Genomic DNA, 18416 nt, shown 5'->3' on the forward strand with positions numbered 1-18416 from the left:
GGATCGTCACCCGGCTGCTAGCTTGCCTTGTGACCCTTTCGCTGGGTGCCTTCGCTCTCGTCCCCGGCGCCGCGGCCGGCCCGCGGCCGGCGTCGTACACGGTCGAGACCTGGCGGTCGGTGGAGATCGCGCTGACCTCGACGGCGAGCTACGGCAATCCGTTCGCCGACGTCCAGGTCACGGCGTCGTTCCGCGGACCGCGCGGGCAGGTGATCACACGGCCGGCGTTCTGGGACGGCGGTTCGACCTGGAAGGTCCGCTTCGCGCCGCCGGCGGTCGGGTCCTGGACGATGCGCACCTCGGCGACCAACACCGCCGACGCCGGGCTCAACGGGGTGTCCGCGACAGTGCGGGCCGTTCCGTACCAGGGACAGCTGGCCGTCTACCAGCACGGCTTCCTCAGGCCGAGTGCGGACGGTCACTACCTCCAGCACGCCGACGGGACGCCGTTCTTCTACCTCGGCGACACGCACTGGATCCTCCCGCACGAACGCTTCGACACCTCCAACGCGCCGGGGGTCGCCTCGCAGTTCAAGTACGTCGTGGACAAGCGGGTCGACCAGGGCTTCACGGTCTTCCAGTCCGAGCCGATCTGGCAGCCGCACGGCGGGAGCCACGGTAGGCCGGACGAAGAACCGGCCGCCGATCTCACCGACGGGTTGTCGGCCGACGACCTGGCCGGGTTCGCGCGGATGGACCAGAAGTTCGGCTACATCGCCGACGCCGGACTCGTGCACGCCAACGCGATGGTGTCGTGGGTCGCGCAGCCGCACGACTTCCCCGGCGTGATGACCCCGGACTACATGGCGTCGGTGGCGCGCTACTGGGATGCCCGGTACGGCGCGTACCCGGTGATCTGGACGGTCGCGCAGGAGATCGACAACGACTTCTACGGGGTCTACTCCGGGGACGCGATGGCGCCGTGGGCCGCGGCGATCCAGGCGCTCGACGCGGCCGACTCCTACGACCAGCCGTTGATGCCGCACCAGGAGAACACCGAGCAGACCGCCGTCGGGAACTCCCGGTTCGCTGCCGAGCCCTGGCACGACGGTTTCGCCGCGCAGTTGCAGTACACCGACGGGTGGAACGTCGGACTGGCTGCCGACTACTGGGCCGCCGGCAAACCGAGCCTCGCCTACGAGACGCCGTACGAGGACTTCTGGACCGACGGACGGCATGCACTGAGTGCTCTCTACAAGTCCTACCTGCTGGGCTTCCGCGGTTACGGGTACGGTGTGTCCGGCCTCTGGAACGACGTGTACTCCGCGCCCGGCGAACCGCTGGACGCCGGCACCGACTACGAACTGCCCGCCCGGTACCAGTGGTGGTACACCGGCGCGAATCGGCAGACCGCCGATCAGTTGTCCCACGGCGTGCGGTTCTTCCGCGACCTGGACTGGTGGAAGCTCGTCCCCAGGTTCGGCGACGCGGCCTGGTCCGACTTCGGCGCCGGCTGCGACAACCTGCTGGCCAGCGACGGCGACAAGACCTACGTGGCGCTCTTCACCAGCCAGGGAACGGCGACCGGAACGATCCGGAAGCTCGACCCGGATCGCTACTACACGGGGGAGTGGTTCAACCCGCGCACCGGTCGTCGTACGCCGATCGACAACCGGCTCGAGGCGCCAGGCGGAAACCTGACCGTCCCCGTCCGTCCTACGGCGGAGGACTGGGTCTTGTCGGTCGAGCGCGGTGGACCGATCGGGACCCGGCCGCGACAGCCGGTCGCCGACCCGCCGGGCGGTTCGTACGAGGGCGCGCAGCCGGTGCGCCTCAGCACCTCGACGTCACGCGCGGACATCCACTACACGACGGACGGCAGTACGCCGACGACCTCGAGCGCCACCGGGCCGCTGCAGATCGCCGACCCGATGGACGTTCAGTTGCGCGCTGTCGCCACGCGATCAGGGCAGACCAGTACGGCGATGGTGGTGACCTTCCGGCAGCAGTTGCAGGACCAGGCCGCGGCGTCGACTCTCACCGCAAGTTCCGGTACGGCGGCGAATGTTGCCGATCGCAACCGATCGACGAGCTGGCGGCCGCACGGTGGTGAAGCCTGGGTGGAGGCGGCCTTCGGCGCCGCGACCTCGTTGGACAAGCTCATCGTGACTGGGTCGGGCCGTGCATCGGCGTACCGGGTCGACTATTGGGACGGCCAGGCCTGGCAGACAGCAGCCACCGGGTCCGGGCGGATCGGCCCGACCGGACAGGGAACCGTGCTGAGCTTTCCCCGGATCTCCACGACGAAGGTGCGCTTTGTCGTCGTACCGGATCGGAGGGATCCGCTCGCGATCACCGAGCTCGGGTTGTACCGACAGCCGCGCACCGACGCACCCGACCTCACGGTCGGCGGGACCTACTCGGCGAGCTCGACCTGGGACGCTCAGCAGGTCGCCGCGAATGCGTTCGACCACGACCCCGCCACGAACTGGCAAGCCTGCAACGGCTGCTGGGCCGACCAGTGGCTGGCCGTCGACTTCGCTCGGAGTACGACGTTCAACACGGTGACCGTCTCCGAGTACGGCAATCGCACTACCGCGTACCGGATCGAGTACTGGGACGGCACGAGCTGGCGGACGGCGTACGCCGGCACTGGAGGCTTCGGCCAGGAAGGCGAAACCACCACAGTGACGTTCCCCGACGTCACCGGCACCAAGGCCCGCCTCCTCTACCTCGCCGGCACCGGCAACGCACCGATCGTCTATGGCCTCTCGATCCAGCAGCAGTAGCTTCAAGAGGTCGCGCTCCCGGCGAGGTAGTAGCCGGCGATGTCGGCGGTGAGGTGGGCGGTGCCGGTGCTGTTGTTGGCCAGGGCGACTTTGCCGTTGGCTCCGACGCGGGCTACGACCAGGTTGGGGATGGTTTGGCGGGCGACGAAGTTGAGGTTGGAGGCGGTGGGCATGGTGGTGCCGTCGGGGTAGACAGTGATGTACCCGCCGGTGGTGGGCTGGGTGACGGTCGTGTTGAGGACGACGGCCGAGACGCCCGAGGCCGGTACTCCGTTGCGCGCTAGGACCGACAGGGGAACGACGCCGCGTGCGGGGACCGGACCGATGGCCGTGCCGATCGCGCTGCGGGTGTCCAAGGACCGCGAGGGTGCCAACGACACGAACGCGCCTGCGACCGTCGGAGTGCCGGCCAGGTAGTAGCCGGCGATGTCGGCGGTGAGGTGTGCGGTGCCGGTGCTGTTGTTGGCGAGTGCGATCTTGCCGTTGGCACCTACCCGGGCTACGACCAGGTTGGGGATCGTTTGGCGGGCTACGAAGTTGAGGTTGGAGGCGGTGGGCATGGTGGTGCCGTCGGGGTAGACGGTGATGTACCCGCCGGTGGTCGGCTGAGTGACGGTCGCGTTGAGGACGACGGCCGAGACGCCCGAGGCCGGAACTCCACCGCGGCCGAGGACCGACAGGTGTACGACGCCGCGTGCGGCGACCGGGCCGGCCGCCGCGCCGATCGCGCTGCGAGTGTCCAGTACTCGCGACGGCGCCAATGACGCGAACGTTCCTGCGGCAGTCGGCGTACCGGCCAGGTAGTAGCCGGCGACGTCGGCGGTGAGGTGTGCGGTGCCGGTGCTGTTGTTGGCCAGCGCGATCTTGCCGTTGGCACCTACCCGGGCCACGACCAGGTTCGGGATCGTCTGGCGAGCGGCGAAGTTGAGGTTCGAGGCAGTGGGCATGGTCGTCCCGTCCGGGAAGACCGTGACGTACCCGGCCGTGGTCGGCTGCGTCACTGTCACGTTGAGAACCACTGCTGACACACCCGACGCCGGTACGCCGCCGCGGCCCAGGACCGACAGGTGTACGACGCCGCGTGCGGCGACCGGGCCGGCCGCAGCGCCGATCGCGCTGCGGGTGTCCAGCACTCGCGACGGTGCCAACGACGCGTACGTCCCCGCCTCCGGAGGCGCCTCGCCAACCAGGCTGATCGCTGCCTGGGTCGACTGGGCTGTGTTGCTGGCGCCGTCGTGGGCCACGACGACGAAGCTGTAGGAACCGCTGGTCGGCGCTTGGAAGGTCGCAGATCCAGGGGTTGTCGAGGTGTGCCAGAGCCCGAACGCTCCGCCGTCCTTGGCGACCCGCAGTTCGTAGAGGACGACGCCGGCCGCGTCGTCGCTGCCCGTCCAGGTCACCGTCGCCAAACGCGGGTTGCTTTGCCCTGCCACGCTGACGGTGGCCGAGGGCGGCAGCTTGTCGAGTTTGTTGCTCCAGATCGGCGTCTCGATGGCCGGGTTGGTGTCGAAGACGATCGACGCCTTGTTCGTGACCACGGTCGCCGAGGGAAGCGACTTCAGGCGGACGCTGTACGCGACCCGTCCCTCTCCCTCGGGAGCGGTGTGGTTCGGCGGGAGGAAGCCGGCCAGGGGATCCTCCGGCGGTGCGAGGGTCTCAGGATCGAGGGACTGCAGCTCCCAGGTGATCAGGCCGGCGGTCGTGACGTTCGCTGTGGCGCGGACGAGCAGGTTCTTGGTCGGACGGAGGTCGATGACGTGGTCGATGGAGTGGTCGGCGTACGGCAGCTGGTACACGGTGCTGCCGAACCGGACCTCGCTGAACAGCACCGACGCCGGGTCGAACTTGGTGGTGTCGAGCTGGTTGGTGATCTTGACCGATTGCGCCGGCGCGGTCGCTGCCGGCAGGTTCTCGAAGTACACCTGGTACGACAGTGGTGTGTCGCCTTGGATGAAGCGTTCGTCGCCGCGACCGGCGGGCCCGGTGATGTCGTTGGGATCGAACGACGCGACCCCGCGCTGTTGCAGCCGCGACGACTCGGGCATGAGCAGGCAGTCCTGGATCAGGTCGTTGGCGGTGTTGAGCGATCCGATGATCCCGATGCCGGCCTTGGCGAACGCGGAGGGCGGATAGAGGTCGGTCGCACAGTCGATCGCTCCCCACAGGCCGCCCCACAGGTTGCTCGGGCTGAAGAAGCTGTCGCCGCCGTTGATGGATGCCATGTAGTTCGAGTAGAGATCGACGCCGTACGAAATGCACCCGCCACCCGGTACGCCGTCGGTGACGATCTCGTAGACCCCGCCGACGATCGCCGCGTAGCAGTCCTGTTCGGGGTTGTCCGCCGCGGTCCGACCGGCCTGGCCGCTCTGGCCTGCCGGCGCCATGCACTTGCCGGCGGACGCCGTGATCGCGTACTCGGTGGCCTGCGGTACGACGACCTGCAGGTCCAGGCGCACAGACCCTCCGGCCGGAACCCGGGCGACGACGAACGGGACGGTGATGACGCCGTCCTTGGTGAAGGTGTCGGCTTCCTGGTTGAACGTCGCCTTCGCGGTCGTGAGGTTGGTGTCAGGCCCGACCGGCTTGAAGAGGTCGGTCAGGGAGCTGATCGTGGCGCCTTCGGGGATGCCGCTGATCGTGATGGGCGTCGACAAGCCGTCCACGTTCCCGGTGTTCTTGACCACCACACTGACCGTTGTCGGCTGACCAACCCGGAACACGTCCCGGCCGACCAGCTCGGCGGTGATCACCGGAGGCCGCACCGCCTCGACCGTCACCGCGGACGGGACGGTACGCGTTGTCCCATCCAGGAAAGCGACTTCGAGGTTCCACGCACCGACCGCGGCGCTGGCCATGTCGAATCGCACTCCGCGAGCTCGGCCGTCCTCGGCGGCCTCCTCCGCCGCGCCGGTCACCGTGGCACCGCTCCGGGTCAGCTTTGCTGATTGCAGCAGCTGGAGGTCCTTCCCGCGCAGCAGCAGGGTGGCGACCCTGCCTGCACCGATCCGGGACGGCGTGACATCGGTGACGGTCGTGTCGGACTGGCCGCACGGAATGTTGTTGCAGGCAACGGAGAAGCTGTACGAGCCCGTCTGGGCGGCGTCGTACGGGTAGACCAGGATGGAGAACGGTCCGGCACCGCTCAAGGTGCAGCCGAACTCGGCACCGCCGGTACACCTGTTCACGCCGGTGGCGTCGACCACCGCCAGCCGATCCGCGACACCTGACGCGTGAATCGTGAGGTCGTCACCGGCGAAGCCCTGCAGGCGGTAGCAGTCGATTTCCCCGACGGTGCTCACGTTGCCCGCCACGGCGGGAAGGCCGAAGGCGACTGAAGGCAATGTCGTGCAGCCTTGTGGGTCGGTGGTGCGTTTGGCGGTGAGGTAGTAGGTGCCGGTGGAGGTTCGGGAGGAGTCTTCGACGACGAGGACGTGCTGGCCGGGTTCTTGGAGCAGGCAGCGTTGGTAGTCGCTGGAGGATCCGGAGCACTCCTGTCCGCCGGCGGGGTTGTAGACCCGTAGCGACGGGCTGAGGGTGCCGCTGACGCGAACTGTCCGGAACCAGTACGCACCATCTGCTTCGGCCTGGTCGCGGTTGAACGTGTAGCAAGTCGCGCGCAACGCACCCGAGACGGACCCGTTGATGCGTGGGGCGGTGAAGGACCACGCGGCCGGGTCGCCCAGTGGCGAGCAGCCTTGGGGGTTGGTCACTCGGCGTACCGCCAGCGTGTAGGCGGGTGCTTCGGTGGTGGAGTTGTAGGCGATGACTGTCCAGGGGCCGGTGCCGTTGAGGGTGCACAGGTTGCCTGACCAGATGCTGGCGCACTGCTCGGCGCCGCGACCGTCCAGGACCCTCCACTGGCCCTGACCGCTGGTGGAGGAGTCGACCAGGTTGACGACGTCGCCGGTGCTGACGTTGGGGATGGTGTGGCAGTCGATCTCGCCGGCGGTGCTGATCGTGGCCGAGATCGGGGTGGCGCCGAACGCGATCGACGGCAAGGGGGTGCAGCCCTGAGGGTCGGTGGTGCGTTTGGCGGTGAGGTAGTAGGAGCCCGTCGCGGTGCGCGAAGAGTCTTCGACGACGAGCAGGTGCTGCCCAGGTGCTTGAAGCAGGCAACGCTGGTAGTCACCGGAATAGCCAGAGCACTCCTGTTCGCCGGCCGGGTTGTAGACCCGCAACGACGGACTCAGCGTTCCGCTCACGCGGACCGCGCGGAACCAGTACGCGCCGTCGGGTTCGGCTTGGTCGCGGTTGAACGTGTAGCAAGTCCCACCCAACGCGCCGGGGACCGATCCGTTGAGGCGTGGCGCGGCGAACGACCACACGCCCGGGTCGCCCAGTGATGAACAGCCCTGGGGGTTGGTCACTCGGCGTACGGCCAACGTGTAGGCGGGTGCTTCGGTGGTGGAGTTGTAGGCGATGACTGTCCAGGGGCCGGTGCCGTTGAGGGTGCAGAGGTTGCCTGACCAGATGCTGGCGCACTGTTCGACACCGCGACCGTCCAGGATCCGCCACTGCGCCAGGCCGCCGGTGGAGGAGTCGACCGCGTAGACGACGTCGCCGGTGCTGACGTTGGGGATGGTGTGGCAGTCGATCTCGCCGGCGGTGCTGATCGTGGCCGAGATCGGGGTGGCGCCGAACGCGATCGACGGCAGGGTGGTGCAGCCTTGAGGGTCGGTGGTGCGTTTGGCGGTGAGGTAGTAGGAGCCCGTCGCGGTGCGCGAAGAGTCTTCGACGACGAGCAGGTGCTGCCCAGGTGCTTGAAGCAGGCAACGCTGGTAGTCACCGGAATAGCCAGAGCACTCCTGTTCGCCGGCCGGGTTGTAGACCCGCAACGACGGACTCAGCGTTCCGCTCACGCGGACCGCGCGGAACCAGTACGCGCCGTCGGGTTCGGCTTGGTCGCGGTTGAACGTGTAGCAAGTCCCACCCAACGCGCCGGGGACCGATCCGTTGAGGCGTGGCGCGGCGAACGACCACACGCCCGGGTCGCCCAGTGATGAACAGCCCTGGGGGTTGGTCACTCGGCGTACGGCCAACGTGTAGGCGGGTGCTTCGGTGGTGGAGTTGTAGGCGATGACTGTCCAAGGGCCGGTGCCGTTGAGGGTGCAGAGGTTGTTGGACCAGATGCTGGCGCACTGTTCGACACCGCGACCGTCCAGGATCCGCCACTGCGCCAGGCCGCCGGTGGAGGAGTCGACCGCGTAGACGACGTCGCCGGTGCTGACGTTGGGGATGGTGTGACAGTCGATCTCGCCGGCGGTGCTGATCGTGGCCGAGATCGGGGCAGCACCGAAGGCGATTGATGGCAGGGTGGTGCAGCCTTGGGGGTCGGTGGTGCGTTTGGCGGTGAGGTAGTAGGAGCCGGTGGAGGTGCGGGAGGAGTCTTCGACGACGAGGACGTGCTGGCCGGGTTCTTGGAGTAGGCAGCGCTGGTAGTCGCTGGAGGATCCGGAGCATTCCTGTCCGCCGGCGGGGTTGTAGACCCGTAGCGACGGGCTGAGGGTGCCGCTGACGCGAACTGTCCGGAACCAGTACGCGCCATCTGCTTCGGCTTGGTCGCGGTTGAACGTGTAGCAGGTCGCGCGCAACGCTCCCGAGACGGATCCGTTGAGACGCGGTGCCGCGAACGACCAGACGCTCGGATCACCTAGCGACGTGCAGCCCTGGGGATTTGTTACCCGTCGTACGGCCAGCGAGTAGGTGAATCCGGCAGCTCCGACTGCTGACACCTGAACCTGGTACGGCCCCGCGCCGTACAGCGTGCACAACGAGGTCGAGCTCGTCGAGGAACACACCACAGTCGTCGACGACGCGATCTGGACCCGTGGTGATCCCGTGCTCGAGTTCATGACAACGTTCACGACATCGCCGGCGACGGCCGAGAACTCGAAGCAGTCCACCTCCGACGTCGTCGACAGCGAGTCGGTGATCGGTGCCGCCGCGAATGACGTGCCGATCGTCCCGCCCGCACAGTCGGCAACCTGCCCGGCCGGCAGAACAGCCGGCGCAAGGGCAGGCTTCGACACCGACTCGGTGCTCGCGACCTGCGTCCGGAGCGGTCCGGCGGAGGCCTCCAAGCGAGGTGCGGCGATGGTGTCGCCGGTCTGCGCGGAAGCACTTGCCTGCTGCGGCACAGCGATCGCGACCGACACAAAAGTTGCTGATACGACCAGATACGTCAAAAGACGCATGATTCCCCCCGGCCCGTAGGCCTACTCCCGAGCTGCCACCCCTGACAGATCGTTGGCTACATCGCGTGACCACGGCCTGCCGTTACTGGACTGATCCGGTCGCGCGAAGATCCGCTGGCGTCGCTCCCGGCCAGCTCTGCCGGTGTTACGGGTGCCAGGCGTCGAGGGTGGTGTCGACGATTTCGTCGAGTTGGGCGTGGGTTAGGCCGTTGGCTGCCTGTACGGCGAGGCCGAAGGCGACCGTCATGACGTAGCGGGCGAGCTGGCGGGGGTCGGCGTCGGGCGGGAGGTCGCTTTCGTCGACGGCGCGTTGGAAGCGGTGTTCCAGGCGGAGGACGGCGTCGTTGCGCCAGTTGACGAGGAGGTCGTGGGCGGGGCGGCTGGCTTCGCTCGAGGCGAGGGCGCCCTGGACGCCTAGGCAGCCGGAGAAGGTCTTCGGCTCGGTGGTGGTGCGGGCTGATCCGCGGAGCAGGGCTTCGACGACGCCGCGGGCGGTCGGCTGCTCGAGGGCTTCGAATGCGTACGCGGACGGGCCCTCGGTGTAGCGGTCCAGGGCCTTGCGGAACAATTGCTCCTTGTTGCCGAAGGCGGCGTACATGCTGGTCTTGGTGATCCCCATCGCGCCGGTGAGGTCGGTCAGGCTCGCGCCCTCGTAGCCCTGCTCCCAGAACACCCGCATGGCGCGCTCCAGCGCCTCGTCGGTGTCGAATCCCCGGGGGCGTCCCATCACACGAGAACTGCTCATGCCTCGATTGTACCCCTCGGTACAGAAGTCGACTTGTGTACCGAGGGGTACCGATGTATCACTGTTCTGTACCGATTGGAACGTAACTGGCAGTTCGTGAAGGGAACTCTATGAAGAGCACGACGTTCGGAGGCCTGGAGGTCTCGCGGATCGGGTTCGGCGCGATGGGTATGTCGATGTTCTACACCGGCGCGGGCCGTCCGGAGGCGGAGTCGATTCGCACGATCCACCGGGCCTTGGATCTCGGGGTCACGCATATCGACACGGCGGAGCTGTACGGGCCGTACGTCAACGAAGAGCTGGTGGGCAAGGCTGTGAAGGGACGCCGGGACGGCGTCGTGGTGGCCACCAAGTTCGGGCTGATCTCGCACACCGGTCGTCCGGGGCAGGACAGCAGTCCGGCCAGCGTGCGCGTCGCGGTCGAGGGATCGCTGCGGCGGCTGGGGACCGACCACATCGACCTGTACTACCAGCACCGGGTCGATCCCGAGGTCCCGATCGAGGAGACCGTCGGGACGCTGGCCGAATTGGTTGCCGAAGGCAAAATCAGGCACATCGGGCTGTCGGAGGCGAGCGCTGCGACGATCCGGCGGGCGCACGCCGTCCATCCGGTGACCGCGGTACAGACTGAGTACTCGTTGTGGACCCGCGATCCCGAGGCCGAGATCTTGCCCGTACTGCGGGAGCTCGGGATCGGCCTGGTGCCGTACTCGCCGCTCGGGCACGGCTTCCTCACCGGCAACATCCGCAGCCTGGACGGTCTGGACGCCGATGACTGGCGCCGGACCAACCCGCGCTTCGCCGGCGGCAACCTCGAGCGCAACCTGGCCATCGTCGACGAGGTCAAGGCCATCGCCGACGAGGACAGAGCGACACCGGCGCAGGTCGCGCTGGCGTGGTTGCTGGCCCAGGGCAACGACATCGCGCCGATCCCGGGGACCACGCGGGTCGCTCGGGTGGAGGAGAACGTCGCCGCGGACGGGATCGGGCTCACCGAGAGCCAGGTCGCCCGGCTGAACGCGCTGAGGCCGGCGGTCGGTGAGCGTTTCGACCCGGACAACATGGCGGCCATCGATCGGTGACGCTGAACGGGCGCCGCTGCGACGAGGGTCCGCACCAGATGATCGGGCTGCCTGTCTGAAGTAGCGAGTGGAGGCCGGGGTCCGCCCGGTCGGCGTGGTGATTCGGCGCCGACCGGGCGGTCTCCGTTTCAGAGCTGGTTCTCGCCGCCGTCGACGTACAGGTTGGCGCCGAGGACGAAGCTGCTCTCGTCCGAGGCGAGGAAGGCCACGGCAGCCGCGACCTCTGCGGCGGATCCCATCCGGCCGACCGGGACGTTCGCGGCGAACTCCGCCTTGACCGCCTCGGCCCTCTCCTCGCCCACCATGCCGACGACTGCCGGGGTGTCGATCGAGCCGGGGGACACCGCATTGACGCGGATGCCTCGGCTCTTGAGCTCGTTGGCCCACGTCCGGGTGTACGAACGCAGGGCCGCCTTCGATGCCGCGTAGGTGCCGAACGCCTCCATGCCGTCGTCGGCGCGGACGGAGGAGTTCACGATCACCGAGGCGCCCTCGTTGAGCAGCGGAAGCGCCTTCTGCACGGTGAAGAGCGTGCCCCGGACGTTGACGCCGAAGATGTGGTCGAAGTGCTCCGGCGTGATCTCGTCGAGCGTCGCGAACGCTGCTGTCCCGGCGTTGGCGAACAGCAGGTCGAGGCCGTGGCCCCGGCTGCGGACCGCGTCGTACAGGCGGTCCAGGTCGGCCGGGTCTGCGATGTCACCCGGTACGGCGGTGGCGGAGCCGATGAGCTTGACCGCCGTCTCCAACTCGTCCTCGCGTCTGCCGGTGATGAAGACGTGAGCGCCCTCGGCGGCGAAGCGCTCGGCGACGGCCAGGCCGATCCCGCTGCTGCCACCGGTGACGATCGCTGTCTTGTTGTCGAACTGCCCCATGGTGCTGCTTCTCCTTGATGTTTCGGTACCGATTGGTACTGAAATCCGACAGCAGTGCTCCCGGACCGTGCGGTATTTGATGGGTGTGGGTCTTGCCTGACTCAGCCGGCGAGTTGCCGCTGGAGCGCCTCGGCGTCATGCAGGGCGGACATGGTCTGGAACTTGCCGTCGCGGATCCGGTAGATGGCGTACTCGACGATCTCGATCGACCGGCCGGTGGGAGCGGCCCCGAGCCATTCCTTGGCGGGGGTGCCGGTGTTGATCAGGCGGGCAGCGAGGCTGTCGCCGTTGAGGGCCAGTTCCTGGGTCTCCCAGTGGAAGTCGGGGACCGCGTCGACGATGCTGTTCAGTTGCGCGACGACGGCGGCGCGGGAGCTCGGCTCGCTGTGCAGAACGACGGATTCGTGGATGAACTCGTCCATGCGGTCGAACTCGTGCGCGTTGAGTGCCTCGATGTAGCGCTCGTAGAAGTCGCGGAGGTTGGTCTCGGGCATCGGTGTTCCCTTCTGTGGCCGCGGTCGGAGGACCGGGCTGCTTTCTCGTCGTGGAGTCGCCCGTGGTGGGCGTCTCGACGAGTGGCAACGCGAGTCGGCGTACTTCTATTCCGATCGGTACAGAAGTCTTGAAGGTCAGGCGGTTTCGTCGGCGGGGAGGCTGTGCCAGGTGTCGAAGGCCAGGGCCGCGGCGGCGTTGGCGTCGCCGGCTTCGACGAGGGTGATGAGCTGGTCGTGGCGGGTGACGGAGGTGGGGCCGTCCACGCCGAAGCGGAGGCGTTCGGCTCGGCGGATGAGGGGGTCGAAGCGTTCCAGGACTGCTTCCAGGGCCTGGTTGCCCAGGGCGGTGACGGGGATTCGGTGGAGTTCTTCGTCGGCGTCGAGGGCGGCGGTGACGTCGCCCGAGGTTACGGCTGCGGCGAAGCGCTTGTTGGCTTCTCGCATCTGGGTGACGTGGGCTTTGGTCAGTCGGCTGGTGACTTGGCGGACCGCCAGTTCGTGCATGGCGGCTACTACGTCCTTGGCGTCGCGGACCACCTGGATGTCGATGGCGCTGACTGTGGTGGAGCGGCCGGGCAGGGCTACGACCAGGCCGCTGGCGCCTAGGCGGAGGAGGGCCTCGCGGACCGGGGTTCGGCTGACTCCCAGCCACTCGGCCAGGTCGCCGTCCTTGAGTTGTTCGCCGGGGCGGAAGGTGCCGTCGACGATGGCGTCGCGGAGGCGTCGGTAGACGTCGTCGCGGAGCAGGGTGCGGTCTACGGCGGGGGTGCCCACGGGGATCGGCATGGCAACATATTGCACCCATCACCGCTGTTAATGCCTTATTTGCGCTGGGGCTTGTGAGTGTTCGAGCGGTGCAATATATTGCATATCAGAGGTGGCGACCGCCGGCTCGTGGTGGAGGAGAGGACCGGATCATGGCGATCAAGAACGTTGTGCTGGTGCACGGGGCGTTTGCTGATGGGTCGGGGTGGCGTGGGGTGTACGACGACCTGACGGCGCGGGGGTACCGGGTGTCGATCGTGCAGAACCCGCTCACCTCGCTGGAGGACGACGTCGCGGCGACCACCCGGGTGCTGGATCGGCAGGACGGGCCGACGATCCTCGTCGGACACTCGTGGGGTGGGACGGTGATCACCGAGGCCGGGGTTCATTCGAACGTGGCTGGGCTGGTTTACGTCTCGGCTCTGGCGCCTGACGCCGGGCAGACGACGGGCGAGCAGTACGCCGGGTTTGCGGCGACGCCTGAGTTCGTCATCGACGTGGTCGACGACGGGTTCGGGTTTCTCAACCACGACAAGTTCAAGGCCGGGTTCGCTGCTGACGCGAGCGACGCGGACGCCGCGTTCCTGCGGGACTCGCAGATCCCGATCAACATGTCGGCCTTCGAGACGCCGGTGAAGAACGCTGCCTGGCGGGACAAGCCGACCTGGGCCGTCATTGCGACGGAGGACAAGTCGTTCGACCAGGCGATGCTGCTGCACATGGCGACGCGGGCCGGCGCGAAGATCACCACCGTGTCCGCCAGCCACGCGCTGTTCATCACGCAGGCCGGGGTCGTTGCCGACATCATCGACGAGGCCGCGAAGGGCTCAGTGCGCGCTGAGGGGTGAGGTTGTTGCCGAGCTGGGGAGGGACAGATGGCGGTCAGCCCGTTTCAGGTGACGCTGTGGATTGAACTGCTCGCTGCTGGGCTCGGCGGGCTTCAGGGGGCGTTGTTCGCGGCGGGTGTGAGGGCCCGCCGGATCGACGTACTGGGGGTGATCGTGATCGGGCTGGCTGTCTCGCTCGGGGGAAGCCTGCTGCGGGACGTCGTACTCAATCGGCCGCCGGTTGTTGTCTGGAGCAACTGGTATTTGATGGTGGCCGGTGCTTCGGCCTTTCTGGGCATGGTGCTGCGGCCCGTAGTGGCGCGAGTGGACTGGCTGATCACCGTGCTCGATGCCGTGGTGATGGGGTTGTTCGGCGCGATCGGGGCGTCGAAGGCGCTGTCTCTTGGGGTGGGAGTTGCTGGGGCGTTGGTGGTCGGCGTCATCGCGGCGATCGGCGGCGGGATGCTGCGCGACGTCATGCTGAGCCTGCCGTTCTCCTTCCTGCACGTGGGGACCTTGTACGCCGTCGCAGCGGGCGCCGGCACCGGCGTACTGGTCCTGCTTGCTGAACTCGGTACGCCGATCCCGGTCGCGGGACTCGTCTGCGTGGTGGTGACAACGCTCGTCCGCCTGGCCGCCGTCCGCTTCGACTGGACCTTCCCGGAGCAGTTCGCCGTACGCCGCCCGAAGGCACCGCCGGCCAGTGAGTGTTAGTGCCAGGTGCTGAGTAGGTCGGTGACTTTTTCGGTGAGGGCGAACTGGAGGAGGGGGCCGAAGGTGATGCGGTGGACTCCGGCGGCCTGGAGTTCGGGGTAGGTGCCGGAGTAGGCGCCCTTGACGGGGTCGGCGGTGACGTTGAGGGGGCCGGAGAGTTCTGAGAGGAACGTCTTCAGGGCGTCGGGGCTGGGGATGCCTACGGGGTAGACGCAGCGGGCGCCGGCGGATTCGCAGGCCTTGGAGCGGTTGACGGCTTCGGTCAGCGGGTCTTCGAAGGTTTCGAGTTTGGTGATCAGGGCGTCGGTACGGGCGTTGATGACCAGGTCCACGTTGGCGGCGTCGGCGGCGGCGCGGAGGGCGGCGATGTAGTCGGCGTGTTCGGTGAGGGCACGCAGGCGGGACTCGGAGTGGACGGTGTCTTCGATGTTGATGCCTGCGGCGCCGGCTTCCAGAGTGCGCTCGACCAGTTCGGCGGCGGGGGTGTTGTAGCCGGATTCGAGGTCGGCCGTGACGGGGACGTCGACCGCGGACGTGATTCGGCGTACGCCGTCCAGCGCGTCGTCCAGGCTCATGCCCTCGTTGTCCTTCTGGCCGCGGGAGTCGGCCAGGGGGTGGCTGCCGATGCTGAGCGCGGGGAAGCCGGCGGCTGCGACGGTGCGGGCGGACCAGGCGTCCCAGACGGTGGGCAGGACGAGCGTCGTACCGGTGTGGTGGAGGCGGAGGAGTTCGCTGGCCTTTGCGGCGAGATCGGTCATGCCCCGAGCTTTACACAATGGGTGGCTAGCGGAGGGTGAAGCCGGTCCCCAGAGGGTCGTTCGGATCGAGGGTGAAGGTGGCCGTGCCGGTTTCGTACGCCGTGCCGTTGACCTCGGTGATAACGCCTTGCTGGTCGTCGGAGGCCACCACGCGAGCCTGGAAGGTGGTGTTGATGATCGAGTCGTGGCGGAGGGTTTGGTCGAGGGCGAGCCGGCCGTCGGCGTGGAGGAGGGCGACGCGGGCCGACGTGCCGGAGCCGCAGGGGGAGCGGTCGGCTTCGCCGTCGGCGAAGATCGTGAGGTTGCGTTGGTGGGGACCGTTCGGGGTTTGGCTGAGGTCGTCGTACAGGATCGTGCCGTAAATGCCGTTCAGGCGGTGGTCCGTGGGGTGCTTGGACCACTCGGTGTCGTTGAGGAGCCACTTGATCTCGCGGCCGATGGTGAGCAGGGCCGAGTAATGGGTGGGCGTGACGGACAGACCCAAGGACGCTGCGCTGACGGAGGCGTAGAGCGCGCCGCTGTAGGTGATGTCGGCGTGAGCAGAGCCTCGGGTAGTGAGGATCGGGACGTCCCGGATCACGACGTACGACGGAATGTTGCGGAAGGCAACATTTGTGACCACCCCGGCGGCGCGGGTGACTCGAGCGGTGACGCGGCCTGAGGGGACGTCGATGACGACGTCCGTGTCGCCGTCGCCGGCAGCGGGGACGCGGCCGGTGGTGACGGCCCAGGTCGCCAGGGCGATGGTGCCGTGGCCGCAGGCGGTGGAGTAGCCGTCCTTGTGCCAGAAGAGGACGCCGAAGTGGGCGCCGTCGTCGTCGGGCGGGACCAGGAAACCGCCGTACATGTCCGCGTGGCCTCGCGGTTCCTGCACGAGGAACTTGCGGACGGCATCGACCTCGGGCGATTGCTGGGCGAACGCCCGGCGGTCCAGGATCGAGGTGCCGGGGATCTCCGGGACGCCGGTCAGCGCGATTCGGAAGGGCTCGCCGGCGGTGTGGTAGTCGATGACGGAGATCTTCACGGGCGCTCGATGGTGGGAAGGGCCAGCCAGGCGGCGAGGTTGTCGAGTTCTTCGTTGACGGCCTTGGTGATCGCGCGCGTGAAGCGGACGTCGGGATGCAGAGCATTGACCTGCAGTACGCCGGCCTTGCGATCGGCCTTGACGTCCGCCTTCCCGACCAGTTGCGAGCCGTGCAGGATCGGAAGGGCGAAGTAGCCCCAGCGGCGTTGGGCGGCCGGCTTGTACATCTCCAGCGTGTACTCGAAGTCCCAGAGTTCCACGGCCCGGGCCCGGTTGTGGATCAGGCGGTCGAACGGGGACAGCAGCGCGGTGCGGCCGGTGAAGTCGTCGGCTGACGCCGTGGGATCGAGCTGCCAGATGCCCGGGGTGTCCTCGATCTCGACCGGTTCGCCGACCTCGCCGACGATGGCTGGCTCCACAGGGACCGCGGTGCCTTTCGCGCGGGCGATCCCCAGGGAGCGGAGGCGGCGCTCGTTCTTCAGGCGGGTGGCCTCCGCGGCAGAGGGGACGACCAGGTCGGAGGGATAGACGTTCTCGGCCAGGTCCCAGATGCGTTCGCGGGCGATGCGGCCGGAGATGGCGACCTGGCCGGTCGCCACCAGGAGCTCGAGCATGCGCGTGACGTTGCGGTTGTTGGTCCAGCCGGTGGATTTCCACGGGACCGGGCAGGTGTCGGGGATCTCGCGGGACGTGACCGGGCCGCGATCCCGCAGTACGGCGAAAATGTCCTGCTGGAAGGACTTGTTCGCCGTCATCCACTCCTGGAGGCTCGGGTGCAGGTCCGGGTCGGCCAGGTAGAGGCCGACATCGGTCATCGGGCGGATGAGTGCGTTGAACTCGAAGAGGGCCCGGTCGGTCTCGACCGCCTGCTTCAGCTGCTCCGGCTGGTACGACGGGCCGAGGCGGCTCCAGGCGACCAGGTCGGCGCTGGGCGCGACGGCGGCGGTCGGATCGATCTGCAGCAGGGTCAGCTGCTCGATCGTGGCGACCAGGTCGGTCGGCCGAGGCGCGTCGAGCAGTTGGGCCCGGACGGCGATCCGGCGGGCCTGGTCCCGGGTGAGGCGGCGAAGTCCCATACCCAGCAACCTAGTCCCGGTAGTCCTAGGTTGCGGGGGATCTGGTTGCCCCGAGTCGCGCGCGTAAGGCTCGGAGCATGACGGATTTCAGGCTCGACACAGTCAGACTCGGCACGGACGGACCGCTGGTGGGCCACCAGGGGTTCGGGGCGATGGCCATCAACACCGGGTACTACGGACCCACCGACGAAGCGGCCGCGCGGGCGACGCTGGAGCAGGCGCTCGAGGTCGGGGTCACGCTGTTCGACACGGCCGACGCGTACGGCGACGGGGCGAACGAGGAGTTCCTGGCGCCGTTCCTGGCCGCGCACCGCGACGAGGTGGTGATCGCGACCAAGTTCGGGCTGGGCGAGATTCGCCGTACGGGCTTGATCGTGAACGACGCGGACTCGATCCGGGCGGCGGCCGAGGCGAGCCTGCGGCGGCTCGGGGTGGACCACCTCGACGTCTATTACATGCACCGGCGGAATCTGGAGGTGCCGATCGAGGAGACGGTCGGGACGATGGCCGAGCTGGTGCGGGAGGGCAAGGTGCGGCACCTCGGGCTGAGTGAGGTGACGGCCGAGGAGCTGCGGGCGGCGTACGGCGTGCATCCGATCGTCGCGGTCGAGTCGGAGTGGTCGTTGTTCAGTCGCGACATCGAGGCTCGGGTGGTGCCGGCGGCGGCCGAGCTGGGCGTGGCGATGGTGCCGTACTCGCCGCTCGGGCGTGGGGTGCTGACGGGGGCTTCCGTTCAGCTCGGGGAGGGCGACGCTCGGAAGGACATGCCGCGGTTCGACGGGGACAACCACTCGGTCAACCGGGATCTGCTGGCGCCGTTGCGGGAGGTCGCTGAGGCTCGCCGGGTGACGTTGGCGCAGGTGGCGCTGGGCTGGTTGCACGCGCAGGAGCGGGTGTTCGGGGTGACGGTGGTGCCGATTCCGGGCACGCGGAGTAGCTCGCGGGTGGTGGAGAACGCGCGGGGTGTGCTGATCGAGCTGAGCGACGAGGAGTTGAAGAGGTTGGAGCCGATCGCTGCTGGGGTGGTTGGTTCGCGGTACGCCGACATGAACTTCACGTCGGCCGGGCGGGAGTAGGTTCGCCGTCCGAGCCTGGGTCTGGCAGACCCAGGCTTGGGGGATGGGTGCGACCTACTC

Annotated in this window: 13 protein-coding genes; 5 read left to right on the forward strand and 8 right to left on the reverse strand. The window is 68.1% G+C overall.

Annotated features, from left to right (window positions below):
* Nucleotides 1-29 precede the first annotated feature (29 nt).
* A complete protein-coding gene (locus ACYVIO_RS12490) occupies nucleotides 30-2729 on the forward strand; it encodes an apiosidase-like domain-containing protein (protein ID WP_460650866.1) in 2700 nt (899 codons plus the stop codon).
* A 2-nt stretch (nucleotides 2730-2731) separates the two neighbouring features.
* Here the strand turns inward: ACYVIO_RS12490 and ACYVIO_RS12495 are convergent, their stop codons facing one another.
* Together ACYVIO_RS12495 and ACYVIO_RS12500 are read right to left on the reverse strand one after the other, a co-directional pair.
* Nucleotides 2732-8923: a hypothetical protein gene (locus ACYVIO_RS12495; RefSeq protein WP_460650867.1), complete on the reverse strand. Its 6192-nt coding sequence runs from the start codon at nucleotides 8921-8923 to the stop codon at nucleotides 2732-2734.
* 145 nt (nucleotides 8924-9068) lie between these two features.
* Entirely contained in the window at nucleotides 9069-9668 is a 600-nt protein-coding gene (locus ACYVIO_RS12500) for a TetR/AcrR family transcriptional regulator (RefSeq protein WP_460650868.1), read from the reverse strand.
* Nucleotides 9669-9778: 110 nt separating this feature from the next.
* Here ACYVIO_RS12500 and ACYVIO_RS12505 point away from each other — a divergent pair, with 110 nt between their 5' ends.
* The gene (locus ACYVIO_RS12505) at nucleotides 9779-10750 is read left to right on the forward strand and encodes an aldo/keto reductase (RefSeq protein WP_460650869.1); all 972 of its coding nucleotides are present in this window, start codon (nucleotides 9779-9781) and stop codon (nucleotides 10748-10750) included.
* Between the two features lie 128 nt (nucleotides 10751-10878).
* Here ACYVIO_RS12505 and ACYVIO_RS12510 read toward each other — a convergent pair whose 3' ends face one another.
* The 3 genes from ACYVIO_RS12510 to ACYVIO_RS12520 form a co-directional block, all read right to left on the reverse strand.
* The gene (locus ACYVIO_RS12510) at nucleotides 10879-11622 is read right to left on the reverse strand and encodes an SDR family NAD(P)-dependent oxidoreductase (RefSeq protein WP_460650870.1); all 744 of its coding nucleotides are present in this window, start codon (nucleotides 11620-11622) and stop codon (nucleotides 10879-10881) included.
* A 101-nt stretch (nucleotides 11623-11723) separates the two neighbouring features.
* A complete protein-coding gene (locus ACYVIO_RS12515; protein WP_460650871.1) occupies nucleotides 11724-12116 on the reverse strand; it encodes an ester cyclase in 393 nt (130 codons plus the stop codon).
* A 135-nt stretch (nucleotides 12117-12251) separates the two neighbouring features.
* Nucleotides 12252-12902 carry a GntR family transcriptional regulator gene (locus ACYVIO_RS12520; protein ID WP_460650872.1) on the reverse strand — a complete coding sequence of 217 codons (651 nt, stop codon included), beginning with the start codon at nucleotides 12900-12902 and terminating at the stop codon, nucleotides 12252-12254.
* A gap of 131 nt (nucleotides 12903-13033) precedes the next feature.
* Between ACYVIO_RS12520 and ACYVIO_RS12525 the strand changes: the two genes are divergently transcribed.
* Nucleotides 13034-13729 (forward strand): alpha/beta fold hydrolase, encoded by a 696-nt coding sequence (locus tag ACYVIO_RS12525; protein ID WP_460650873.1) that lies wholly within the window; start codon nucleotides 13034-13036, stop codon nucleotides 13727-13729.
* Between the two features lie 27 nt (nucleotides 13730-13756).
* Nucleotides 13757-14422 (forward strand): trimeric intracellular cation channel family protein, encoded by a 666-nt coding sequence (locus tag ACYVIO_RS12530; protein WP_460650874.1) that lies wholly within the window; start codon nucleotides 13757-13759, stop codon nucleotides 14420-14422.
* On the opposite strand, the gene ACYVIO_RS12535 is transcribed toward ACYVIO_RS12530, so the two are convergent.
* From ACYVIO_RS12535 to ACYVIO_RS12545, 3 genes are read right to left on the reverse strand one after another with little or no spacing between them, the layout of a single operon-like run.
* Nucleotides 14419-15180 carry an isocitrate lyase/PEP mutase family protein gene (locus ACYVIO_RS12535; protein WP_460650875.1) on the reverse strand — a complete coding sequence of 254 codons (762 nt, stop codon included), beginning with the start codon at nucleotides 15178-15180 and terminating at the stop codon, nucleotides 14419-14421. The two genes, ACYVIO_RS12530 and ACYVIO_RS12535, sit on opposite strands and share 4 nt — an antisense overlap.
* Before the next feature lie 25 nt (nucleotides 15181-15205).
* On the reverse strand, nucleotides 15206-16204 hold the full coding sequence (locus ACYVIO_RS12540; RefSeq protein WP_460650876.1) for a proline racemase family protein: 999 nt from the start codon (nucleotides 16202-16204) through the stop codon (nucleotides 15206-15208).
* A complete protein-coding gene (locus ACYVIO_RS12545; RefSeq protein WP_460650877.1) occupies nucleotides 16201-17280 on the reverse strand; it encodes a winged helix-turn-helix domain-containing protein in 1080 nt (359 codons plus the stop codon). Before ACYVIO_RS12545 ends, ACYVIO_RS12540 begins: the two co-directional genes overlap by 4 nt.
* Before the next feature lie 77 nt (nucleotides 17281-17357).
* Between ACYVIO_RS12545 and ACYVIO_RS12550 the strand changes: the two genes are divergently transcribed.
* Nucleotides 17358-18356 carry an aldo/keto reductase gene (locus ACYVIO_RS12550; protein ID WP_460650878.1) on the forward strand — a complete coding sequence of 333 codons (999 nt, stop codon included), beginning with the start codon at nucleotides 17358-17360 and terminating at the stop codon, nucleotides 18354-18356.
* The last annotated feature ends 60 nt before the right edge of the window (nucleotides 18357-18416 follow it).

Source organism: Kribbella endophytica (genome assembly GCF_054781295.1).